Annotated in this window: 28 protein-coding genes and 1 riboswitch; of the genes, 5 read left to right on the top strand and 23 right to left on the bottom strand. The window is 37.3% G+C overall.

The genetic code is table 11. The features are described 5' to 3' along the window. Positions 1–10 precede the first annotated feature (10 nt). Entirely contained in the window at positions 11–853 is an 843-nt protein-coding gene (locus tag OC533_RS10755) for a DUF72 domain-containing protein (RefSeq protein ID WP_070752519.1), read from the bottom strand. Positions 854–989: 136 nt separating this feature from the next. On the opposite strand from OC533_RS10755, the gene OC533_RS10750 reads away from it, so the two are divergent. Then, positions 990–1163 carry a hypothetical protein gene (locus tag OC533_RS10750; RefSeq protein ID WP_041176564.1) on the top strand — a complete coding sequence of 58 codons (174 nt, stop codon included), beginning with the start codon at positions 990–992 and terminating at the stop codon, positions 1161–1163. Between the two features lie 66 nt (positions 1164–1229). Here the strand turns inward: OC533_RS10750 and sufB are convergent, their stop codons facing one another. The 5 genes from sufB to sufC are packed head-to-tail and all read right to left on the bottom strand — an operon-like array spanning position 1230 to position 6419. After that, positions 1230–2624, bottom strand: coding sequence for a Fe-S cluster assembly protein SufB (gene sufB, locus OC533_RS10745; protein WP_003722438.1), 1395 nt, complete (start codon positions 2622–2624; stop codon positions 1230–1232). 22 nt (positions 2625–2646) lie between these two features. Then, complete coding sequence (sufU, locus tag OC533_RS10740; protein ID WP_003722439.1) at positions 2647–3090, bottom strand: Fe-S cluster assembly sulfur transfer protein SufU; 444 nt, start codon at positions 3088–3090, stop codon at positions 2647–2649. Next, the gene (locus tag OC533_RS10735) at positions 3087–4313 is read right to left on the bottom strand and encodes a cysteine desulfurase (protein WP_185501409.1); all 1227 of its coding nucleotides are present in this window, start codon (positions 4311–4313) and stop codon (positions 3087–3089) included. The genes sufU and OC533_RS10735 overlap by 4 nt, the downstream gene beginning before the upstream one ends. Beyond that, positions 4314–5615, bottom strand: coding sequence for a Fe-S cluster assembly protein SufD (gene sufD / locus OC533_RS10730; RefSeq protein ID WP_160464761.1), 1302 nt, complete (start codon positions 5613–5615; stop codon positions 4314–4316). A gap of 18 nt (positions 5616–5633) precedes the next feature. Beyond that, positions 5634–6419: a Fe-S cluster assembly ATPase SufC gene (gene sufC, locus OC533_RS10725; RefSeq protein ID WP_003768207.1), complete on the bottom strand. Its 786-nt coding sequence runs from the start codon at positions 6417–6419 to the stop codon at positions 5634–5636. Positions 6420–6758: 339 nt separating this feature from the next. Between sufC and OC533_RS10720 the strand changes: the two genes are divergently transcribed. Next, on the top strand, positions 6759–7835 hold the full coding sequence (locus OC533_RS10720) for a hypothetical protein (protein ID WP_010991227.1): 1077 nt from the start codon (positions 6759–6761) through the stop codon (positions 7833–7835). 40 nt (positions 7836–7875) lie between these two features. Here OC533_RS10720 and OC533_RS10715 read toward each other — a convergent pair whose 3' ends face one another. From OC533_RS10715 to OC533_RS10645, 15 genes are all read right to left on the bottom strand, one after another. Then, positions 7876–8706: a MetQ/NlpA family ABC transporter substrate-binding protein gene (locus OC533_RS10715; protein ID WP_003763809.1), complete on the bottom strand. Its 831-nt coding sequence runs from the start codon at positions 8704–8706 to the stop codon at positions 7876–7878. Between the two features lie 64 nt (positions 8707–8770). Further along, positions 8771–9445, bottom strand: a complete 675-nt coding sequence (locus OC533_RS10710; RefSeq protein ID WP_003763810.1) for a methionine ABC transporter permease — start codon at positions 9443–9445, stop codon at positions 8771–8773. Further along, entirely contained in the window at positions 9442–10464 is a 1023-nt protein-coding gene (locus tag OC533_RS10705) for a methionine ABC transporter ATP-binding protein (protein ID WP_003769138.1), read from the bottom strand. Before OC533_RS10705 ends, OC533_RS10710 begins: the two co-directional genes overlap by 4 nt. Positions 10465–10553: 89 nt before the next feature. Next, positions 10554–10672, bottom strand: a riboswitch (SAM riboswitch). A gap of 108 nt (positions 10673–10780) precedes the next feature. Continuing rightward, on the bottom strand, positions 10781–10969 hold the full coding sequence (locus OC533_RS10700; RefSeq protein ID WP_003768214.1) for a hypothetical protein: 189 nt from the start codon (positions 10967–10969) through the stop codon (positions 10781–10783). A 78-nt stretch (positions 10970–11047) separates the two neighbouring features. Next, complete coding sequence (gene cesK, locus OC533_RS10695) at positions 11048–12190, bottom strand: histidine kinase CesK (protein WP_194322928.1); 1143 nt, start codon at positions 12188–12190, stop codon at positions 11048–11050. Then, positions 12180–12875 (bottom strand): response regulator CesR, encoded by a 696-nt coding sequence (cesR, locus tag OC533_RS10690; RefSeq protein ID WP_003763814.1) that lies wholly within the window; start codon positions 12873–12875, stop codon positions 12180–12182. The genes cesK and cesR overlap by 11 nt, the downstream gene beginning before the upstream one ends. Positions 12876–12950: 75 nt before the next feature. Beyond that, on the bottom strand, positions 12951–13826 hold the full coding sequence (locus OC533_RS10685) for a cation diffusion facilitator family transporter (RefSeq protein ID WP_003768219.1): 876 nt from the start codon (positions 13824–13826) through the stop codon (positions 12951–12953). A gap of 192 nt (positions 13827–14018) precedes the next feature. Further along, positions 14019–14327: a thioredoxin family protein gene (locus OC533_RS10680; protein WP_077918115.1), complete on the bottom strand. Its 309-nt coding sequence runs from the start codon at positions 14325–14327 to the stop codon at positions 14019–14021. Between the two features lie 60 nt (positions 14328–14387). Next, positions 14388–14765 carry a glycine cleavage system protein GcvH gene (gcvH, locus tag OC533_RS10675; RefSeq protein ID WP_003769150.1) on the bottom strand — a complete coding sequence of 126 codons (378 nt, stop codon included), beginning with the start codon at positions 14763–14765 and terminating at the stop codon, positions 14388–14390. 39 nt (positions 14766–14804) lie between these two features. Continuing rightward, on the bottom strand, positions 14805–15158 hold the full coding sequence (locus OC533_RS10670) for an arsenate reductase family protein (protein ID WP_003763821.1): 354 nt from the start codon (positions 15156–15158) through the stop codon (positions 14805–14807). 154 nt (positions 15159–15312) lie between these two features. After that, positions 15313–16488: a rod shape-determining protein RodA gene (gene rodA / locus OC533_RS10665; protein WP_003769152.1), complete on the bottom strand. Its 1176-nt coding sequence runs from the start codon at positions 16486–16488 to the stop codon at positions 15313–15315. Positions 16489–16558: 70 nt separating this feature from the next. Further along, a complete protein-coding gene (gene rodA / locus OC533_RS10660) occupies positions 16559–17728 on the bottom strand; it encodes a rod shape-determining protein RodA (protein ID WP_003768222.1) in 1170 nt (389 codons plus the stop codon). A 140-nt stretch (positions 17729–17868) separates the two neighbouring features. Continuing rightward, positions 17869–18660, bottom strand: a complete 792-nt coding sequence (locus tag OC533_RS10655) for an ABC transporter ATP-binding protein (protein WP_003768223.1) — start codon at positions 18658–18660, stop codon at positions 17869–17871. Beyond that, the gene (locus OC533_RS10650) at positions 18657–19667 is read right to left on the bottom strand and encodes a FecCD family ABC transporter permease (protein WP_003732470.1); all 1011 of its coding nucleotides are present in this window, start codon (positions 19665–19667) and stop codon (positions 18657–18659) included. Before OC533_RS10650 ends, OC533_RS10655 begins: the two co-directional genes overlap by 4 nt. Continuing rightward, a complete protein-coding gene (locus OC533_RS10645) occupies positions 19667–20638 on the bottom strand; it encodes an ABC transporter substrate-binding protein (RefSeq protein ID WP_033837589.1) in 972 nt (323 codons plus the stop codon). Before OC533_RS10645 ends, OC533_RS10650 begins: the two co-directional genes overlap by 1 nt. A gap of 155 nt (positions 20639–20793) precedes the next feature. Between OC533_RS10645 and OC533_RS10640 the strand changes: the two genes are divergently transcribed. Both OC533_RS10640 and OC533_RS10635 read left to right on the top strand, forming a co-directional pair. Further along, positions 20794–20958, top strand: a complete 165-nt coding sequence (locus tag OC533_RS10640) for a hypothetical protein (RefSeq protein ID WP_003763827.1) — start codon at positions 20794–20796, stop codon at positions 20956–20958. Between the two features lie 132 nt (positions 20959–21090). After that, a complete protein-coding gene (locus OC533_RS10635) occupies positions 21091–21849 on the top strand; it encodes an alpha/beta hydrolase (protein WP_194324025.1) in 759 nt (252 codons plus the stop codon). A gap of 38 nt (positions 21850–21887) precedes the next feature. Here the strand turns inward: OC533_RS10635 and OC533_RS10630 are convergent, their stop codons facing one another. Further along, entirely contained in the window at positions 21888–23291 is a 1404-nt protein-coding gene (locus OC533_RS10630) for a glutamate decarboxylase (protein WP_194324027.1), read from the bottom strand. A gap of 125 nt (positions 23292–23416) precedes the next feature. Here OC533_RS10630 and OC533_RS10625 point away from each other — a divergent pair, with 125 nt between their 5' ends. After that, positions 23417–23725: an SdpI family protein gene (locus OC533_RS10625; protein ID WP_194324029.1), complete on the top strand. Its 309-nt coding sequence runs from the start codon at positions 23417–23419 to the stop codon at positions 23723–23725. Between the two features lie 59 nt (positions 23726–23784). On the opposite strand, the gene OC533_RS10620 is transcribed toward OC533_RS10625, so the two are convergent. After that, positions 23785–24395, bottom strand: a 611-nt coding sequence (locus tag OC533_RS10620) for a BglG family transcription antiterminator (RefSeq protein WP_262265257.1), incomplete at its 5' end; no start/stop codon positions are given.

Genomic DNA, 24395 nt, shown 5'->3' with positions numbered 1-24395 from the left:
GCCATCTTTTTTATTCTGAAAACAAATCCATTTGCATCGGAGCTAAACCTTGAAACTCGACTTGGAGCGCCTTTTGTAAATGTTTCGCATTATCAGCCGCATCCCCGCCGCTGTTATTATTAAAAATCACGACTACCTCTTTGGACAATTTTTGTAAATGCTCCACATATTTGGTCCATTCGTTAATTTCTTCCTCATTATAACGATAAAGCGTGCGAACCTCACGCCATTCCGGACTACTCGCTTTCATCCAACCATACTGATTCCGACCATGCAGTCTTACTAGCGTCATCTCACTATTTGTCTCACGAAGCACAATTGGTACACTTCCAGATCCAACTTGTGGTTCATCAACAACCGTATGAATAAAACCTAATTCGCGTAGTAAATCTAACGTCTTTTCTGTATTTTGTTCGCTATACCATGAGTTATTACGAAATTCAATTGCTACAGGCAAATCACCCATTTTCGAAGCGATATATCTTAAATAAGTCACATTTTCTTTCGTACAATTAAAATACGGTGGAAATTGATATAAAATTGCCTGTAGTTTTCCCGTTTCACTTATCGGCGCAATCATATCCATATAAGCCGTATACATCGCATTTTCACTATCAAAATACTGCGACCATTCCTTATGTTTTGTCATCGCCGAAAAAGCCTTTATCACAAAACGAAAATCATCCGGAGTTTGCGCCGCCCAGTTTGCCGTTGTTCGCGGAGAAGGAATCGCATAAAAACTCGTATCTACTTCTACCACAGGAAAATGTGCCGCATAATCAGCCAACGTTAATTTTTTTGATTGTAATAAAGAATCATGATCACTCCATCCAGTTAATCCGATTGTAATCATCAACCGCCACCCTCTCTATCGTTTTTGATTTATGTTTATTATAACGCAAAAAGGAGGGAGAATCTTTTAATTTGGTTGTTGCTTTACCTTGGATATTTTATGTCTTATACTTTAATTAAAAAAAAGGAGAAAACAGATGAAAAGACTTATTATAATGACTTCAGTTTTTTTCGGAACGATATTAATCGGTTCAGCCTTTACTGGTAGGAAACCTTTTGACGGATCAGATATATCTTTAATAGGCGGATTATCTATTTTTATACTATCTTATTTTATTGCTGGCTTTTTAAGTAGAAAGAAAAACAGCTAAAATTAAATGTAAATAAAAACCCCCTTCAACCACAAAGCTGCAGTTGAAGGGGATTTTTTTGTTATATTAACCAATCGAGCCTTCCATTTCAAACTTAATCAAACGGTTCATCTCAACGGCATATTCCATTGGTAATTCTTTCGTAAATGGTTCAATGAAGCCCATAACGATCATTTCTGTCGCTTCTTCTTCGCTTAAACCACGGCTCATTAGGTAGAAAAGTTGTTCCTCGGATACTTTGGAAACTTTGGCTTCGTGTTCTAATGAGATGTTGCTGTTTAGGATTTCGTTGTACGGGATTGTGTCCGATGTGGACAGGTTATCCATAATGAGCGTATCACATTCGATATTGGAACGTGCTCCGTCTGCATTACGACCAAAATGAACAATTCCACGGTACGTTACGTTTCCGCCTTGTTTCGAAATCGACTTCGATACAATCGTAGAGGACGTATTAGGCGCATAGTGCATCATTTTTGCTCCTGCGTCTTGACGTTGCCCTTTACCGGCAATCGCGATAGAAAGGGTCGTTCCGCGCGCTCCTTCGCCACGTAAATGTACAGCTGGGTATTTCATTGTTAATTTCGAACCAATGTTACCATCAATCCATTCCATTGTCGCATTTTCTTCACAGAAAGTACGTTTTGTTACTAGGTTATAAACGTTATTTGCCCAGTTTTGGATGGTTGTGTAACGGCAGTAAGCGCCTGGTTTTACAATGATTTCCACGACAGCTGAGTGAAGGGAATTCGTTGTATAAACGGGAGCAGTACAGCCTTCTACGTAGTTTACGCTGGCATTTTCGTCGACGATAATTAGTGTCCGTTCAAATTGCCCCATGTTTTCCGAGTTAATGCGGAAATAGGCTTGAAGCGGCGTATCTACTTTGATACCTGGTGGTACGTAGATGAATGAGCCACCTGACCAAACAGCCGAGTTTAATGCTGCGAATTTGTTATCGCTTGGTGGAATTACTTTTGCGAAGTATTCTTTGAAAATATCTTCGTTTTCTTTTAACGCGGAATCTGTATCTTTGAAGACAATACCTAAATCTTCTAGGTCTTGCTTCATATTGTGATAAACTACTTCGGATTCATACTGCGCAGATGCACCAGCCAAATATTTTTGTTCGGCTTCAGGAATACCTAATTTATCAAAAGTACGTTTAATTTCTTCAGGAACTTCATCCCAAGAGCGCACTGTTTGTTCAGACGGTTTCACGTAGTAAGTGATGTCTTCAAACTTAAGTTCTGACAGGTCGCCACCCCAAGTCGGCATTGGCATTTTATAAAATTGCTCCAAAGACTTCAAACGGAATTCAAGCATCCATTCTGGTTCTTCTTTAATATTCGAAATTTCTCTTACTACTTTTTCTGTTAATCCGCGTTCTGTACGGAACACAGAGGTATCTTTGTCATGGAATCCATATTGGTATTCGCCAATTTCTGGAATTTCAGTCATGTCGTATCCTCCTTTTCGCTACTTATTTTGTTCCTTCTTTTTCAAAAATCGCTCTCTCCATTGCTTTCCAAGAAAGGGTTGCGCATTTGATTCTTGCTGGGAATTTCGCAACCCCGGCAAGTGCCTCAACGTCGCCGTATTCATCAATTGTTTCATGGTCGTGACCTTGCACCATTTCTGAAAATTCACGGGACATTTTTAATGCTTCTTTCTCGGTTTTCCCAATAATGCTTTGCGTCATCATCGAAGCAGAGGCCATCGAAATTGAACAGCCGCTACCAGTGAATTTTGCCGCAACGATTTTATCACCGTCCATTTTTAAATGAAGATGAATTTGATCACCGCATGTTGGGTTGTTAAGGTCGATTGTTACATCGCTATCTGGGAGCTCTCCATTATTGCGCGGATTTTTATAGTGATCCATAATGACTTGTCTATAAAGCTGATCTAATTTCCGGCTTGTCATAATCCAAAATACTCCTTTGTTAACTTGAGGCCATCTATAAGCGCATCAATTTCTTCTTTTGTATTATAAATATAAAAGCTTGCGCGAGCTGTAGAAGAGACATCTAGCCATTTCATCAACGGTTGTGCACAGTGATGACCAGCTCGAATTGCAATTCCATCTTCGTCCAAAATAGTCGCAATATCATGTGGGTGTGCGCCTTCTAAATTGAAAGTCACTAAGCCACAACGTTTACTCGCATCTTTTGGTCCATAAATGGTAATGCCTTCGATTTTGCTCATTTCTTCTATCGCGTAGCTGGCTAATTCTTGTTCATGTGCGTGAATATTTGCAAGTCCGACTTCTGCCAAATAATCAATCGCCGCACCTAGCGCAATTGCTCCGCCGATAATTGGTGTTCCAGCTTCAAATTTCCATGGCAGTTCTTTCCAAGTCGAATCGTATAATTCAACAAAATCAATCATTTCTCCGCCAAATTCGGTAGGTTCCATCGCATCGAGTAATTCACGTTTTCCATACAAAGCGCCAATGCCAGTAGGAGCCATCATTTTATGTCCAGAAAAAGCATAAAAGTCAGCATCTAAATCTACTACATCGACTTCCATATGAGGCACAGCTTGCGCACCATCAACGAGAATGACTGCTCCAAATTTATGAGCAATTGCTGCGATTTCTTTAATTGGCGTGATAGTTCCGAGTACATTAGAAACATGAGCTAATGCAACGATTTTCGTTTTTTCACCAATCGTTTTTTTGGCTTGTTCCACTGAAATCGTTCCATCTTCTTCTAACTCAATATATTTCAAAACCGCACCCTTACGTTTAGCTAGCTGTTGCCATGGAATCAAATTGGAGTGATGTTCTAAATAAGAAATAACTATCTCATCGCCCGCTTCAATATTTGCTTCCGCGTAACTATCTACAACTAAATTAATCGCTGAAGTAGTACCTCTTGTGAAAATAATTTCTGCAACTTCGCGAGCATGAATGAACTTGGCTACTTTAGAACGAGCTGATTCATATGCATCCGTCGCTCTTGCCGCAAGTGTGTGCACACCGCGGTGAACGTTCGCATTATCAAATTCATAGTAATGAGTTAAAGCAGCAATAACTTGTTTTGGCTTTTGTGAAGTGGCAGCATTATCTAAATAAGCTAGCGGTTTTTCATTTATTTCTTGATCTAAAATTGGAAAATCCGCCCGAATTTTTTGGATATCAATCATTTAGCGCACTTTCCCTTCGATTACTTCACGAAGCATCGTTTTTACACTTTCGATTGGTAACTGACGAACAACAGGATCCAAGAAGCCATGAATAACTAATCTTTCTGCTTCTTTTTGAGAAATCCCACGGCTCATCAAATAGAATAATTGTAGTGGATCAACGCGTCCAACAGAAGCCGCATGTCCTGCAACTACGTCATTTTCATCAATTAATAAAATTGGATTCGCATCGCCGCGTGCTTCTGGGCTAAGCATTAATACACGTGACTCTTGTTGTGCATCAGACTTAGAAGCACCATGTTTAATGTGACCAATTCCGTTAAAAATAGTTGTTGCTCTTTCTTTCATAACACCATGAGATAAAATCGTACCGTTAGAAGCTTTTCCGTAATGTGTCACGCGAGTTGTTACGTTTTGCGTTTGCTTACCGCGACCAACTGTCACTGTTTTAACATCAGCAGAAGAGCCATCACCCATCAGGTTTGTTACGTTCTCATTAATTGTGTCGCCATCATTCATTAGGCCAAGTGCCCATTCAATTTGGCTATCTGTTCCAATGTGTCCACGACGGTTCACATATGTCGTAACGCCACTTGCAAGATTATCTACACCGCCAAAAGTAATACGCGCATTTTTCTCAGCGATTACTTCTTCAACAATACTAACAATCCCTTTAGGTGCGTTGTCTACTGTTACATAGTTTTCCACATAAGTGACTGCGCTATTATCATCCGCCACAAGCAACACATGGTTAACAAGTGGAGATTCTGCTTTTTCTTGTACAAAAACAGCTTGAATTGGCGCTTTCACTTCAACATTTTTAGGAACGTAAAGGAAAATCCCACCGTTCACTAGTGCCGCATGAAAAGCAGTAAGTTTATGTTCGTTCACTTGAACTGCATCTGTCATGAAGTATTTTTTCACAAGTTCAGGATGGTTTTTCACAGCGGAAATAATATCTGTAAAAATAACACCTTGATCAACTAATTCTTGTTGCAACTGAAGTCTCGCAGGTCTTTCATCCATTTGAACGTAAAAATTGGCTTCTTTATTATCTAAATCAACTAAATTCGCTACTTTTTCAGGCAAAGTTTCATTTGTTACGCCTTCTTTAAAAGGTATAAACGTCTCAAACTTCGTGAAATTCCAGCGAGTAATTTTTGTTTTATCCACAAAAGGCAAGTCCAGTTCCCCGTAAGCTTTAAAAGCATTGCGACGGATTTCTAAAAACCAATCCGGTTCATTCGCATTACTTGAAAAAGCGTGGATAAAATCATCTTTAATTGTCATATTTTCTGCCATGATTTTAACCTCACTTCCTTATTGTTGGTCTACTGCTTCTTCTTCCTCAAGTTCAATACCAAGTTCTTGTTTAATCCAGTCATAACCTTCAGCTTCTAAACGTTTAGCAAGCTCAGGTCCACCTTCTTTAACTACTTTACCTTGCATCATTACGTGCACAAAATCTGGTGTAATGTAGTTAAGTAAACGTTGGTAATGGGTAATGATTAAGCAGCCGAAACCTTCGCCGCGCATTTCATTTACACCTTTAGAGACAACTTTAAGTGCATCAATATCAAGACCAGAGTCAATTTCATCTAAAATCGCTAATTTTGGCTCGATCATTAATAATTGTAAGATTTCATTACGTTTTTTCTCTCCGCCTGAAAATCCTTCATTTAAATAACGTTCTGCCATTTCTTCGTCCATATCTAAAATGTCCATTTTGGCATCTAATTTACGGATGAATTGCATTACTGGAATTTCGTCGCCTTCTTCGCGTCGGCTATTGATGGCTGCACGAATGAATTCAGCGTTTGTAACACCACTAATTTCACTTGGATATTGCATCGCTAAGAAAAGGCCAGCACGAGCGCGTTCATCTACTTCCATCTCAAGTACATCTTCTCCGTCAAGCGTGATTGATCCTTGTGTTACTTCATATTTCGGGTGCCCCATAATTGCTGAGGACAACGTAGATTTACCTGTTCCGTTTGGTCCCATGATAGCATGGATTTCGCCAGTTGAAATTTCAAGGTTAACGCCCTTCAAAATTTCTTTTCCTTCTATTTCAACATGTAAATCTTGAATCTTTAAAGTTGCCATAAAAAAGTCCTCCCTAGTGTAAAATTTGCATAATCCTAGTTTAGTATAATTCTAATCTGATTACAACTATAAAAACCAGCACTCTTCGCATTCTCCCCTTCATTCTACTATTAATAGCCGTTTTTTACCAGTTTTCGTGCATTATCACTATTTCCATTTTATTTGAGAATCCATGACATAAAAGAAAGAGCGCTCTATATCAATAGAAGAAAGGTCCTTTTTTACTATAAAAAAGGATTGTATATCTTATTTAGATATGGTATTGTTGTAACGTAACAAATTTGCAACATAATAACTTATTTGTAATAAACGATTATTTATTGAAGGAGAATTTAAAATATGAAGAAAGCAATAATGGCTCTGACCATCTTTGTATTGCTTTTAGCCACATTATCCGGGTGCAGCTCCCCTAAGTCCGACTTCACATCTACTTTAAAGAAAACAGCTGAAAATAAACAATTTACAACGAACGTCACATTCCAAGTAAACAACCTATCTGATAACTACATTAAAAAACTTGGCTCTGATATTGACTTAAATCAACTTAAAAAATCTAACATTCAATATAAAATTTCTGTAGATAGTGATTCTTCCTCTTCCTATAGCGCCTATTCGCTTCACTGGAAAGGCAAAGAACCACTTGATTTAACCTTACACGCGCTCCAAAACAGTGAGGACGGGAAAGCTTATATCCCTGTAGCTGATATTTATGACGCAGCAGACAGTTTTTCAAGCCTACTATCCGATTCAGCAGCTCAGATTTTCAACAAAGTACTCGCGCAAAATAAGGACTTAGAATCTAAATATCTCAATGTATTCGAGACATTCCAAAACTTCTCCAATCAAACAATTGATTCAGAAACCGTTGATCGTCAAGCGGAAGAATTGAAAAAAATTGAAGAAGCCAGTGGTATCGCAATTTACAGCTATTTAAATAACTTAGATGACAAACATTTCACTTCCAAAGATAATGGAGATATTGTTTTAAACCTATCCAAAAACGAAATAAAAGATTTAGTCAATGACGTCTTTACAGCACTTGATAATGACGGAAACATCATCACACTTCTTTCAGAAATTGATGGTAGCTCGCAAAAAGAAGCTCAAAAAAAATGGAATTCCGGTGAAAAAAGCGTTCGTTCTTCGCTAAAAAACCTTACTTCCAATAAAAATCAAACACTCGATTTCAAATTAACGTTAACACCAGATAGTAAGAAAGGTTTCAGTAAAGCCGTTATTACTACAAACTTTGAAGATAGCAAAACAAAAGATTTAATCAACTTAACAACAACCGTCGATATGCTTGATTACGAAAAAGTTCCTCCAATGCCAGAAGGTAAAGACATTGTTTCTAAAAAAGAACTTGATAAAGCCATTTCTGATGGACTGAAACTATATTTAAGTAGTGCTAATTAAAAAAAATCCTTTTACCAAATCGGTAAAAGGATTTTTTTGTTTACTTATCAACTGGAACAACTGCTCCGTCCCATTCTTTCGTAATGTAATCTTGAATTTCTTTTGAATGTAACACTTTAACTAGTTCTTTAATGTTTTTGTCGTCTTTTTTCTTGTCAGTAGTTACAACAATATTAGCGTAAGGAGAATCTTTGCTTTCGATTGCAATAGCATCTTTCGAAGGGTTTAAGCCTTGGTCTACAACAAAGTTTGAGTTAATAGCGACAACATCGCCTTCTTCATTATTATATGCAGTCATCAAGTAAGCTGGGTCAAAATCATATTTGAATTTCAAGTTTTTCGGATTGTCTTTAATGTCGTCAAATGTTGCATCTTGCGGTTTCACGCCATCTTTAAGCGTTAAAAGTCCATTATCTACAAAAATCCCAATAACACGCGGCCAGTCAGATTTTGAGTTAGAAAGTAAAACTTGCGCGCCGTCTTTTAAATCTTTAATATCTTTTACTTTTTTAGAATAAATGCCCATTGGTTCGATGTGAATAGCACCGACATCAGCAAATTTGTAACCTTTTTCTTTTTCTTCTAATTCAAGATATGGTTTATGTTGGAAGTAGTTAGCATCTAAATCGCCTTCTTCTAGGGCTTTATTAGGCATAACGTAGTCTGTATATTTAACAATTTTCAAGTCAATCCCTTTATCTTTCAGGATTGGTTTTGCTTGTTCTAAGATTTGAGCATGGGGTGTATTTGACGCACCCACTACCAATTTATTATCGTCTTTACTAGATGAAGCTTTATCTGAGGAGCCACCGCAAGCTGTAAGTACTAAAACTAAACTTAATGTGAAAATTAAACCAAGAACCTTTTTCATGAAATTCTCTCCTTTTTTGCGGGGATTCCGCGTTTTTTTATATAAATTTCTTCATATACATTGGTTAGCGTTTATCGGTTCGTTTTGTTAGGAAGTCGCCGATAAATTGGAAAATAAAGACGATAATTAAAATAATAATTGTCGCAAGTACTGTTACATCAGGTTGTCCACGTTGGAATCCTTCAAGATAGGCAGTATTCCCAAGCCCACCTGCACCAATGACGCCGGCCATCGCTGTGAATCCAACAAGTGAAATTGCTGTCACTGTAATACCAGAAATAATCGCTGGTAAGGCTTCTGGGATGAGCACTTTACCAATAATAGTAAACATGTTCGCACCCATGGATTTAGCGGCTTCAATAACGCCTTTGTCTACTTCACGAAAGGCAATTTCTACCATTCGACCATAGAACGGAGCTGCTGAGATAATTAAAGCTGGAAGTGCTGCTTTCGGTCCAATTACAGTCCCGACTAACGATTTTGTCATCGGTAAAAGTAACACGATTAAAATAATAAAAGGAATGGAACGGAACACATTAACAAGGATTGCTGTGATCCAGTATAAAATGCGCGCTCCGGCATGTTTTTTATTATTGGTTAAAAATAGTAATAATCCTAGCACGATTCCTAGTAAAAAAACTGCAAATAATGAAGTAAGTGTCATATATAGCGTTTCTTGTGTGGCAACCCACATCATTTGAAAATCAACATTTGGAAATAACTCTTGTAATTTCGTCATCGTTCTAACACTTCCGTTTCTACTTTAAGTTGACGTAGCTGTGTTAGACTGGCATCTATCGCTTCTTCAGTGCCTAGAACTTGGACATACAATGTTCCGTATGCACCGTTTTGCGTTTGAGTTAAGTTCCCATGAAGGACATTTAGCATAACATCATTTTCTTTTGCTACTTGAGAGATAACTGGCTGAGTTGCATTTTCACTCATGAAGAGTAGTTTAACGATTTTACCTTCTGCGTAATTATCGAGTAATAGATGGATTAGTTCTTCCGTTTCGTCTGAATCAGTTACTTGGCGGACGAAGCGCTGCGTTACTTTTTCTTTAGGATGGCGGAAAACATCTAGTACGTCACCGAGTTCAGCAACTTTCCCGTTTTCCATGACTGCCACGCGATTACAGATTTTCCGGATAACATGCATTTCGTGGGTGATAACGATGATAGTTAGGTTGAGGCGTTTATTTATGTCTAGCAGTAATTCTAAAACTTCATCAGTTGTTTGTGGATCTAGTGCGGATGTAGCTTCATCACAAAGCAATACTTTAGGATTATTCGCGAGAGCTCTTGCAATACCTACGCGCTGTTTTTGCCCACCACTTAGTTCAGCTGGATAGGCGTTTTCTTTTCCTTCTAAGCCAACGAGTCGGATTAGTTCATTGACCCGAAAACGTCTTTTCTCACCGCGAACACCAGCAATTTCTAATGGAAACGCGATATTTTCTGCAACAGTTCTAGACCATAATAAATTAAAATGTTGAAATATCATTCCGATTTGTTGGCGCGCTTTTCTTAATTTACTACCACGAATTTGGCTAATTAGTAGGTTATCTACTTCAACAGACCCTTCTGTTGGTAGTTCTAATCCATTGAACATTCGGATTAGTGTACTTTTACCAGCGCCTGAATAACCAACTACTCCGAAAATCTCACCTTGTTCAATTTCTAAATCGACATGGTCGACTGCGAGAACTTTGTTATTTCTAGACGTATATTCTTTTACGACGTTCTGTAACGTAATCATCTCTATCACCTTTTCTACATTCTGATATACAAAAAAGCCTTCCTGCTAATGAGCAGAAAGGCAGCATTTTTTCAAATGGGCTAACTTCCTTCTCATCTTTCAGAACAAATCGTTGTTCTGCATGACTTAGCACCTTAAACACATAATGAATTATTGTTTAGGTTGCTGGGTTTCACAGGGCATTTCCCTCCACCACTCTGGATAAGATTTCTACATATTATTATATCACTTCATTTGTGACTATAGTGACGTTTCTTGTTTTTTCATATTACCTTTTCCGTCACACTTTGTCAATAACTTTTTTATTTATACGCATCTATTTGTAATTTACTTCACTAATAATACTATTTTCTCCCGAATGTTCCTGGCTAGCTAACTGAGAGGCTATTTTAATCTGAGCTCTATTTTGATATTTAAGTTCGCTACTATTGACTTGAATTATGTACATAAATACCGCAATGACTGTGATACAAGCAACAACAATTAAAACAATATGTTTTTTCATTTTTCTCTCCTCCGTGATTTATATTCTACTGAAAGAACATAAATCACAAGGAAAGAAACATTTAAGAATTTTTAAAGATTAAATGAGAGGCAATTTGACGATAAAACTTGTTTTGCGATGTTTGCTTTCTGCGGTAACAATTCCGCCGTGTTTTTCAACGATAGACTTAGCAATTGCAAGGCCTAAACCAGTCCCCGTTGTTGTCCGGTTTTTATCTACTTTATAAAAACGTTCAAATAAATAAGGCAAATCAACGGTTGGAATCTCTTCACCGTAATTAGTGACCCGCACAACAGCCATATGATCTTCTTTTTTCGCGCTTACATCAATTTGTTTATTTCCTTCTCCGTATCTAAGCGCATTGGAAAATAAATTCTCAAACAAACGCATAATTTGGTTACCATCGCCACCAATAATGAGTTTATTAGCATCAAAATGTTCGATTATCTGCATATTTCGTTCTGCAGCTCGTCCGTCATATTCTGCTACTAATTGTCTGAGTAATTCAATGATGTCTAGTTCGTCTTTTTTCAATTGGTAATCAACACTATCAAGCCTAGTATAAGAGAATAAATCATCAATCAGTTTATGCAGATGACGCGCTTTTCCGTAAACAAGTTCCGTATAATAACGCAGCTCAATCTCATCACGATAACGATCCTCATGAATATAACTTAAATATCCTAAAATCGACGTTAAAGGCGTCCGCAAATCATGTGAGACATTCGTAATCAAGTCATTCCTAGCTTGCTGCGCCTGTTCTTCCTTTTTCATTAATTTATTTTGTCGTTCACGCATATTTTCAATGTTTCGCTCAAGTTCTTGAATTTCCGGGACAAAACTTTCTGTATCAACCGGCTTTTCATCATTTAAAGCAAAATTAATCGTTCGTAGTTGTTTTTTTAATATCCGCTGACGCATCAATCGATAAAAGAATGCAAAGAATAAACAAGCAATCAAAAAGATAATTAAAAACTTCAGCGATAACATCCAAAACGACTGCATTATCCGAGTATATTTATTCGGCCCAAAAAGTTGAACCATAGATTGCGTCACTTCACGTAAAAACAAAGAATCATCACGAATAGAAATACTCCACAAATAAATAGTTTGGACAGTAATCAAAGCAAAAATCCAAGACACTATTGCAAAAAAAGTCGCCTGCCAAACATTCATCACATGGCTAATTTTCGTAAACAACACTTCCAGCCTAGATTTCAATTTTGTACCCTACTCCCCATATTGTCTTAATCACATTTTCTCCGCCCATAGCATCTCTCAATTTATCACGCAAGTTGCTAATATGGACCATGACCGTTTTACTCGCTCCGAGTGCTTTCTCCTGCCAAATTTTCTCAAAAATATATTCCGAACTGAAAACGCGACCTGGTTCACTCGCTAGTAAAAATAAAATATCAAATTCTGAAGTAGTTAGATGAAGTTCTTTTTCTCCAACAGTTACAACATGAAGCCCGCGATCAACTACAATTGGTCCAATAATGACCTTATCTTGACTAACTGGCTCCGCTTGACTCATTTGTTGCATACGTCTTAAAATCGCTTTAACGCGAACAGAGAGCTCTAAAGGATTAAACGGTTTGACCATATAATCATCCGCTCCAGTTAATAGTCCCATAATTTTATCATTATCTTCTGCCTTTGCACTAAGCATTAAAATTGGCGTTAAAATACCATTTTTCCGCATTAATCGGCATACTTCAAGGCCATTCATTTCTGGCATCATTATATCTAAAATCACTAATGTTGGCTGCTTTTCTTGCACTAAACGCCATACTTCCGCACCATCATAAGCTTGATAAATTGTGTATCCTTCATTTTGTAAATATAATTTTACTAAATCAACAATTTCTTTATCATCATCGGCAATCAAAATAGATGTTGTCATACTCATTGTCCTTTCCATTCTTATTTCTACCTATTGTAACACTTTAGAAACAAATCGAATAGAAAGAGCTGATTTTTAATTTCTAGTTAGCACTCGCTCTTCTTCAGGTTCTAAGTGAATCAAAACTTCTGCTTTCGCGTAGAAATTCATAATCTCTGCTTCAATTTCATCACAAAGCGAATGAGCACTTTCAATTGTCATCGTGGAAGATACTACTAAATGAAAATCAATATATTCTTCCGCTCCTGCTCGTCTAGAGCGAAAATCATGAAATTCAATAAATTTATTTTTATGCGCTAAAATAATCTTTTTAATCGCCTCTTCTTCATTATCTGAAAGACGTTTATCCATTAATGGTGGAAAAGATTCTTTTAAAAGCTTAAATGCTTCGTACATAATATAAAATGCCGTTAAAATAGCGATAACTGGGTCTAACCACAACCAGCCAGTTATGTATACTAAAAATAAACTAAGCGCAATACCAAGCGATGTGAAAACATCTGTATATAAATGTAGCGCATTGGATTTCATTGCCACTGAATTGGCTTTAATTGCCGCTCTTTTAATAATTCGTGACACAATAATATTAACAATCGCCCCAAAAAGCATGACAGCAATACCGAGCGCTGGAAATCTAATTTCATGCGGATTTAAAAGTTTATTAACAGATTCAACAATAATCCAAATACCCGCTACAAAAATCAATAAAGTTTCAATAGTCCCCGCGATATTTTCCGCTTTCCCGTGCCCATATGGATGGTCCTCGTCTGCTGGCTGATTCGAAATTCGAATAGAAAAGAAAGTAATGACTGATGCAAATAAATCCATTGAAGAGTGAATTCCTTCTGAAATCACAGCTACTGATCCCGTGAAAAAGCCGACAATTAATTTAAGTACGACGATAACAAAATTACTACACACCGATAAAATAGTAAGGTTAGAATTGTTCATAGAAAAGCCTCCGATATGTTTATGTTTCACTAAAAATTTCTCTTTATAAAACACTATTTTAACAACTCGAATTATCTTACCACGAGTAGCCAAATTGTGTCTATAGCAATGTTTTTAGCTAAATGCAGTTCTATATGAGAAACGAAACTTTTTTGCGCACGGGCAAAAATTAACACAGAAAAAATCCCTGTATCACTCACTATACAGGAATTCAAAAATAGCTGTTGCATCATGTAATTTATACGTTAAATCCTTTGGTTCGCCGTTCTTAAATTTCACTAACGCGGGGACTGACGTGATTTCCAAGCTTTGAGCAATATCTGGCACATAATTCAAGTCTACTTTTGCGACGTTGCTGTGAATACTGTCTGCTTCTAAAACCACGTCTACTAAGCGGCTTGCTATCTGACAGCTGCCACACATTGGTGTAAAAAAGAAAACGACAAAATCCGCGCCATTGTTTTGCGCCTCGCTAAAAGTCTCTTTTTCCCAAGTTTCCAGAAAAAACGCCTCCTATCAAAAAAAGCCAGCTTCGGTTGTCCCAAGCCGGCTTCTAATAAATTAATCTAATCCTTTTTCGTAATCATCACTTGATAAAAGAGCAGTTACATCTGCTTCTTCTACTTCAGTAAGTTTTAAAATCCAACCTGTGTCATACGGGTTGCTATTAATTAGTTCTGGCTCATCTTCTAATGTTTCATTAACAGCAACTACTTTACCAGTTACTGGCGCATAAAAATCAGATACTGTTTTAACGGATTCAATGCTACCGATTGAATCACCTTTTGTTACGGTATCGCCAACTTCTGGCAATTCAACAAATACAATATCCCCTAATTGATCTTGGGCAAAGTCAGTAATTCCAATAATATAACTACCGTCTTCTGCTTTCACCCATTCATGTTCTTCTGTGTACAATAAGTCTTTTGGTAAACTCATTTCAAAACTCCTCCTTTTACTTGCAATTATCTATATTGACTATTTCCAAGTTGCTTCAAATTCTTCTTCTTTGAAACCAAGTGTTACTTCTTTACCGTTAGTTGTAAGTGGGCGTTTGATTAACATGCCATCTGAAGCAAGCAAATTATAAGCCTCTTCCGGTGAAAGTGTATCAAGTTTATCTTTTAGTCCAAGTTCGCGGTATTTAATACCACTTGTATTAAAGAAACGACGGATTGGAAGCCCGCTAGCCTCATGCCATTTTTGTAATTCTTCGGCAGTTGGGGTTTCAGTCTTAATGTCTACTTCGTTAAAATCAACATGCTCATTTTCAAGCCATGCTTTTGCTTTCTTGCAGGTGCTACATTTTGGATACCAATAAAAATTAATCATTTTGCCTCTCCCTCCGATTGCATTCTATTACTATCATAGTGCATTTTTTCTTAAAGTACAAATAGCAACCCTTAGAAAAAAACAGAGATTTTGAAAGCGCATTCATATCAGTTCAAAAAAATACAAAAGCCACTTCGACTTCTGTATTTTTCTTTTAAGATGCGTGATTTTCTTCTTTTACTTCAAACATCGATTTCTTAAAGTTAAACCTTATCCCGAGAACGAGCCCGACTGCCATCATATTCCCGAGCAGAGCACTACCACCGTAACTAATAAACGGAAGCGGAATACCTGTGATTGGTAATAAACCAATATTCATTCCAACATTTTCTAGCACGTGGAACATTAACATCATTACAACACCCGTACAGATATATGAATAAAATGGAACGCCCACATCAAGCGCCACCCGAATAATTTGATAAATTAGTAAGAAATAAATCGCCAGTAGAATACTCGCTCCAATAAAGCCATAGTCTCCAGCTACAATCGTAAAGATAAAGTCATTATGATTTTCAGGAATTGCGATGGCATCATATCCCGCCCCGTTTCCAGAAATCTGACCAGAACCAATTGCCGTCATCGCTCGCAGCACTTGATAGCCCCCGCCTTGAGGGTCATTTTCCGGATTTATCCAAGTCGTAATCCGGTCAAATTGATATGGTTTAAAACCAAGACTCGTTAGCCAATTCTGATGATAAATAACCATCCAAATAAGCGTAGTACCGATTGCTGCTATCGAGCCAAAAAGCGGTACGATAATTTTCCAAGTAATACCTGAAATAAGAATCATCCCCGACATAATGGCGATAAATACAAGTGCTGTCCCTAAATCGGGTTGTAGCATAATTAAAATAAGTGGCATTAATGTAAATAAGCCGATTTTCAGCAGTAACCAAGCGTCATAACTAAAGCGATGAACCTTATACGTTCTATTATGATCCCAGATTACTTTTGCCAATACGATAATTAATATAACTTTTACAACCTCGGAAGGCTGAATATTACCTAAAAACGGAATAACAATCCAACTCTTCGCTCCTTTTACTTCTTTACCAAAAAGTAAAACAAACACGAGTAAAAATAGACCTAATCCGTAAAAGTAATAAGCCCATCTCGTGAGTCGATCATAGTCCAGTTGCATCACGACAATAATTGCAAATGTCGAAACCACAAACCACATAGCTTGTTTTACAACAAAGTTTGCATCATATTGATTATTTGTTAATTGCGCACTATAAATGGACACCAAACTGATTATCATAAGTAACATCATTGATAAAACAATCCCGTAATCAATGCGTCCAGCTAGTTTATTTTGTTGATTCATTATTTAATTACTCCTTACTGGTTGGTTTGTGTATACTAACGCTTTCTCCCAAACAGTTTAAAAAAGAAAATCATACGCGATTCCCTTTTCCTAAGTTAACTTCTGGGGCATTATACCTCGCAGATAACACGAGTCCAAGTGCCATAAATGCGCCAAGAAGAGAGCTTCCCCCATAACTGACAAAAAGTAGTGGAATACCGGTAATTGGAAGAAGACCAATTGTCATCCCGATATTTTCTAAAACGTGAAATAAAATCATCGAGCAAACACCCGTACAAATATACGAATAAAAAGGAATACCAATGTCTAATGCCACTCGAATAATTTGGTAAATCAGTAAAAAGTATAACATAATAAGTACGCAGCCACCAATAAAACCGAAATTCCCACCAATAATAGAAAAAATAAAATCATTGTGGTTTTCTGGAATAGCGATTGCCTGGTTGCCAATACCATTTCCTTGTAACTGACCAGAACCAATCGCCTGCATTGAACGGAGCAGTTGCATACCGTCCCCAAGCGGATCTTCCTCAGGTCTAAGCCAAGAAGTAATTCGTTTAAATTGATATGGTTTAAATCCTAGTTTTTGTAAAAAATCTTGATTGTACATAACTAAATAAATTAACGTCCCACCCAGTAAAGCAACTGAACTAAATACTGGTACTAAAATTTTCCATGTAACGCCACTAATAAAGACCATTCCGATGATAATAGCTATAAATACTAAAATCGTTCCTAGGTCTGGCTGAAGCGCAACTAGTCCAAGGGGAACGATAGAAACGATGCCTATTTTAAGCAATAATTGCATATCTAATTTTACCGAGTGTAATTGATATTTTTTATTATGGTCCCAAATTACTTTTGCAAGCGCGAGAATTAAGAAGCTTTTCATTAACTCTGATGGTTGCAGACTTCCTAGTGAGCCAATACTAATCCAGCTTTTAGAACCTTTACGCTCATCGCCGACAATTAATACAAGCACTAGAAGTAAATTCCCGATACCATACAAGTAATATGCTGCCCATTGAAGCCGATCATAATCGAAAAAAAGTACAATAACAACGACTACTCCAGTAGAAATAACAATCCAAATAGACTGCTGCAGTAAGAAATTATTTGTGTACTGGTCATTAACAAGTCCTGCGACATAAATAGCCATTAAACCAATAATACAAAGCAACATCATCAAGAATATAATTGCATAGTCAATTCGAACTGCCTTTTTTCTATTTCTAGCCATTGCTTTCCGTCCTTTATGTTTAGATTTAAATGTAAAAAAGCTGCTATTCTTAAAAAGAGCAACAGCCTTCATCTATTATAATAAAGTTTACCTTGGATAGGAAGCTTTTTCACCAAATTCTAATCTTCTTTCTGTTTTCTTTAATATTCAAATCTAGTCGAAGCAAGTGGATGAATGTGTTGTTTTCCATCTTTTTCAGTAATATCTGCTGTAATATGAAAGACATTTCGCAAAAGCTCCGTTGTAAAAACTTCTTGAGGCGTACCATTTTTGACTAATCGACCATTTTCGCAAACAAAAACATAATCACTGTAGATTGCAGCTTGATTTAAATCATGTAACACTAACACAATCGTTAAATTATATTCTTTATTTAAATGAACTAACAAATCTAAAAGCTCAAGTTGATGGGCAATATCTAGATATGTCGTTGGTTCATCAAGTAGTAAAATAGGTGTTTTTTGCGCAAGAGCCATTGCAAGCCATGCGCGTTGACGTTCACCGCCTGATAACGAGTGAAGTGGTCGATACGCCAGATTTTCTAAGTTACACACTTTAATTGCCCACTGAATAACCGCCTCATCATCTTCTTGTAAAGTAGAAAGCCAACTTCTGTGAGGCAAACGTCCATAAGCCACCAAGTCATGCACCATCACATCGACTAAACCTTCAGGCGCTTGAGATAACATCGTCATTTTCTTCGCTAAATCTTTAGAAGGAATATCCGTAATATTTTTTTCATCAAGCAAAACTTCTCCACTATCAGGTGTCAAAAGGCGCATCATCAAACGAAGCATAGTTGATTTACCTGAACCATTTGGACCGATAAGTGTTGTGATTTTACCTTCTGGAATGCGTGCGCTCACGTCTTTCATTTCAAAATCTCTTTTACGTGAGAAAGAAATATTTTTTAGTTCTAATGCTGGTTTCATGAAGCAACCCTCCCTCTTTGAAGTAGGAATAAGAAGAATGGTGCGCCAATCATCGCAAGCAGAATCCCAACCGGAAGCTCAATCGACCCAAACCAACTTCTAGCAGCCGTATCAGCAAAACCGACTAATAGTGCGCCACCTAAGGCAGATAATGGCAGTAAATATTTGTAGTCATTGCCGATAATCAAGCGGAAAATATGTGGCACAACCAGTCCAACAAAGCCAATTAATCCAGCTACACTCACTGCGACCCCACTTAAAAATGCCGCTAACATGATAATGAAAAAACGATGTCGTTCGACGGAAAAACCAAGTAATTTTGCAGCATCGTCCCCAAGTAGCAACACATTGGAAGAGCGAATAGCAAAACCACTTAACACAAAACCAACCAACATATACGGCCAAATCATATCCAAGTGATACCAACTTTTCCCAGAAAGCGTTCCTGTCATCCAAGAAATAACACTTTGAACCCGATTACTATAAAGCACCATAACTCCAGAAGTCATTGCGCCAATAAAAGCATTAATAGCAACACCAGATAAAATGACACGTAATGGAGAAACGCCACGATCCCACGCTAATAGATAAATTAAAATTGCCGTACCAAAAGCCCCTAAAAATGCGCCAATTGGAACAAAAGAAGCCAAAGCAGGAAATGCTAACGTCATTAAAATTGCTACAAATCCGCCGCCCGCTGAAACGCCGATTACACCTGGGTCAGCTAATGGATTTCGCATTACGCCTTGGAGCAAGCAACCTGCTATTGCAAGTGCAGCGCCTACTAAGAATGCAATCAATAGTCGTGGCAAACGCAAATTCCATATTAATTGATTCGCAAGGTCACTCCCGCCGCCAGTCAAAGTTTGCCAAGCGTCACTATATGTAACTTTCACGGACCCAGTAGTCAGCCCGTAGAAAAAAGCTAAAATAAGTAAAACGATTACTACAATAAAAGTTATCCGTCTACGTTTTCGCCGCGGATCATGCGCCTTCACAGTTGTCATTAGTTAGCCACCTTATTTATTTCATCTGTCATATAATCCAATGCTTGATCAATTTTCATTCCGGGATTTGTTCCGAAAAGTTCTGCTGGAAGTACGACAATATGATCATTTTTAACGGCGCTTGTTGAATTCCAAGCTTCATTTTGTTTCATTTCTTTTTTAAAGGCTGTTTCTGTTTCTTTTTCATCTCCGCCGTGAATCATTAAGAAAATCACTTCTGGATCAGCAGCAACAATTTTTTCAACATTCATCGAAGCGTATTGCGGAAAGTTTTCCACACCCTTAAAATCTTTCGCCACGTTTTCTCCACCAGCGATTTCTAAAACATTTCCGCTTAACGAGGATGGTAACGCCGCGTAGTTACTTCCTGGAGCCCCAAGTACTAGTAAAGCGCGTACTTTTTTACCTTGCTGTTTTTGCTTCACTTCTGCTACTTTTTTGTCAATACTTGCTTCTAGTTCTTCTGCTTTTGTTTCTTTACCTAAAAGCTTGCCAAGAACGGCTGTCTGTTTTTTTATTTCATCGATCGAATTCGCTCCAGTTAGCACAACTTTCGGTCCTACGCCTTCCATTGCAGGCACGTCTTTTAAGTTTTGTTCTGAACTTGCTACAATAGCATCAGCCCCCAGAGAAGCAATTTTCTCTAAGTTTAAATCATGCGTATTGCCCACTTCTGTTGCTTTTTTTGCGCCATCTGGAACACCACTCGCATCTGTTGTTTGACGACCAACGACTGTCCCACCGAGCGCATAGATAATGTTCATATCTGCATTTGTAAGTGCGATGATTCGTTCTGGTTTTTTATCAAAAGAAACATCACGACCAGCCATATCCGTTACCGTTAAGGCTGCTTGCGATTTATTTTCTGTTTTTACTGTTTCGTTATTCGTATCAGTTGCAGTATCATTTCCACACGAAGCAAGGAGTAGTGCGGCTGTTATACTTAACGTCAATATAGTTATTTTCTTCATAATTCCCCTCCACAATACTGTCCTTTTCATTTTACTAAATTATACCACGATATTCAAAAAGTCGGACCCCTAATTGAGAATTATTTTCATCTATATCCAATTAGTCGATATTTTCACGTTAATACTTTATAATTAAATCAAGGAGGCGATGAAAAATGACTGATAATCTTTTTCCTAATCTAGCGCATGAAAATTGCAAAGAACCGATGCCCCCAGTCACAACAGAACAATTCAAAGAAGCAGCCATTCTAGAAAAGAATCGCAAGCTTGAAGAAATTTTGAACATCGTGGATAAAAAGAAACCTAGTATAAAAAAATAACGAGGACCTGTTCGCGCAGGTTCTTTCTTTACACTTTAATTCCGAGTTAACTCATAAGATAAGTTATATTTATTTTATTTCACTAAAAAATCATGTATACTAGAAAAAAAGATAGGTCAGGAGGCCCTTACATTGGCTATTTTAGAACTAAATTTCAAATCAGAATGTTTAGCCATGCAAACAAGTGTAACGGTGATTTTACCCGAAACAGAAACACTTTACCATGGTTCAATTCCTAAATATAAAACATTATATATTCTGCACGGCTTGTCTAACAACCACACTACTTATGTGCGCAATACAAATATTGAACGTTACGCTACCGAAAAAGGACTCGCTGTCATCATGCCCGCAGCAGACCATAGTTTCTATTCTAATATGGTTCACGGTCGCGATTTTTTCCAATTTGTCAGTACTGAACTTCCTCACGTGATGAAAAACTGGTTTCCACTTTCGGATAAAAAAGAAGATACTTTCATAGCTGGGCATTCAATGGGTGGTTACGGTGCGTTCAAAGTTGCACTTACTTTCCCAGAAAAATTCCAAGCCGCTGCAAGTATGTCTGGTGTCATGGATATTAATTATATCATTAAAGAAGATTGCTTCGAAAATTTCAGTACACGTGCCATCACAGGAGAAATGACTAGCCAAACTGGTACGGAAAATGACTTATTTCATTTATTAGAAACAAATCTAACGAACAACGTGGAGTTACCAACTCTTTTCCAAAATTGTGGTACAGAAGATTTTCTTTATGAAGACAATCTTCGTTTCCGTGATTTTGCACTTGCCAAAAACGCTCCCCTAGAATACCGCGAAGGTCCTGGTGACCATGATTGGGATTTTTGGGATAAAAGCTTAAAAGAAATTATCGACTGGCTTCCACTTTAATAAAAAGAAGACTTGGACTCGCATCCAAGTCTTCTTTTTTAATGCGTAAATCCGTATGAATCGTTTCGTTCCTTATCATGATAAAGCACTCTAGCATGTTCTAAATTATGGAGTGCATCCGCGAAATCAGCTGCAAATTCTTCCGCCACATTATAACCTAAGTCCGCCCGGCAAACAAACCGCTGAATAATCGTATCACTTAAATCAGCCGGCAGCGGATAAGCCGGAACTTGCCAGCCTTTCATAAGGAGCTGGTCAGCGAGATCATAGAGCGTCCACTCAACATCAATATCATCTTTCAACTTATAACAGACAATCGGCAAATTAGAGCCATTATTAATAATTTCAAAGTAGCCACTTTTTTCTACCGTTTTTGAGAGATATAGTGCTGTTTTCTTTGTTTTTTCGTGAATTTCTCGGTAGCCTTCAAAACCATAACGCAAGAAATTATAATATTGACCAATAATTTGACTAGCACTACGCGAAAAATTAATCGCCATGGTTGGCATTGAACCACCTAAATAACTCACTTCAAAAATAAGCTCTTTTGGTAAATATTCTTTATCTTTCCATAAAATCCAACCAACACCCGGATAAACTAAGCCATATTTATGACCAGAAGTATTGATTGAAACCACATTTTTAAGCCTAAAATCCCACGGTAATTCTGGATTTACAAATGGAGTAAACATTGCGCCACTTGCCCCGTCAATATGAATCACTAATTGATGCTCGTTTGCTTCATTATAAGCTTCTACTTTTTCATCTAATAAAGCAATATCATCGAATTTCCCTGTGTAAGTAATACCTAAAATCCCAACGATACCAATCGTATACTCATCCACTAACTCAAATACCTTCTCAACATCAAGGCTTAGATGCTCTTTATCCATTGGAACGACACGCATATCAACATCCCAGTACACACAAAATTTTTCCCAACATACTTGGTAGCCTGATGAAATAATTAAATTTGGCCGTTTCGCTTGAATATCTAGACCACGTTTTTCAGCATTATTACGCCAACGAAATTTCATTGCCAAGCCGCCAAGCATACACGCTTCCGAAGAACCAACAGTGGAAGTGCCTAGATAAGACATTTCTTTTGGCGCATTCCATAAATCCGCTAAAATATTAACGCAGCGATTTTCTAGTTCTGCTGTTTGTGGATACTCAGATTTGTCGATAGCATTTTTTTCCAGTGTTTCTGCCATCAATATTTCGGCTTCTTTTTCCATATATGTCTGACAAAAAGTCGCCAAGTTCTGTCTCGCATTTCCTTCATCCATCAGCTGATCTTTCACTAATTGATAAGCAATGCGTGGTTCCATTGGTTCCTTTTTTAATACGTATTTCGGGATGCTAGTACTTTCTTCTTCAGATCCAAAGAGCGGGATTCGATAACTTTCATGTTTTCGCTTGTCGTTTTCACTATAAAGCATCTTTTTTCCTCCTTTAAAATAACTGATCATCTCTTTCACCAATACCCATTAAAGCAAATAGGCAAACCGTTCAATTTTTCACAAGAATTTGTTATACTACGGTGGTACGTAAAAGGAGGTTTGCTATGTTTGATTTAATTTTTCCGCTTTTATTAATTATTATTGGTATTATTTACAGAGTTAATCCGCCCAAAAATAAAAATGGCCGCTTTAGTTACCGGACGAATGCTTCTTTAAAAAACGACGCCAACTGGAAAAAGGCTCATCGATTGCTTGGAATTTACTGGATAATCATTGGCGTGTGTATTCTAGTTTTTTCACTGATACTTGCATTTATCTCAATGTATGCCATGATTCGCAGCTCCATTTTATTAACTACTAGTGTTTTCGCAGTGTTATTTTCGGTCATATTAGTAGAGAAAAAATTACAATAAAAAAAGCACCGCGATAAGCGGCACTTTTCTGTAATCCATTACATATAAGTCCAAAAAAATTATTCTTCTTCTTTTGCTATTGTGTTTCTTTCAGTAACGCGGTAAATATGAATTGCGAGGTAGACACGTTCGTCTCTTGTTAATTCCGTATGATGCGTATTAATCAGATATGCATCAATTTTTTTCGTACAATTAAAAGCTTCTGGATACTTTATTTGCACTTGTTCATATAAAAAGTCATCGCCAGAATCGACAATTTCTTTTCGAAGTAAACGTTGTGCGAAATACTGTAAATGAGTAATAAAACGTGTATAGTTCAGTGAAGTTTCATCTAAAACCATACCATAATGATACGTGACAATGCTTAAAATATCTTGAACAATTTGGGTCATTGCTACTGTCATGTGCATTTGTTGTCCGTCTTGTCTCGCATTTACAATGTGGAGAGCAATAAAACCAGCTTCATCTTCGTCTAGCCTAATTCCTACTTCTTTCTCAATAAAATCAAGGGCCTTCATTCCAACTAAATACTCTGCGTGATAAAATCGTTTTATTTCCCACAATAGTGCATTTTTCAAGTTAATACCTTGATTATACCGTGATACTGCAAAATTAATATGATCTGTGAGAGTTAAATAGATATTATCGCTTAAGTCTGTTTCAAGTGTTT

The sequence above is a fragment of the Listeria sp. Marseille-Q6474 genome (assembly GCF_946902005.1).
GTDB lineage: Bacteria > Bacillota > Bacilli > Lactobacillales > Listeriaceae > Listeria > Listeria innocua.
Note: the sequence above shows the minus strand (reverse complement) of the source record. Positions and strands in the feature narration are given on the sequence as shown.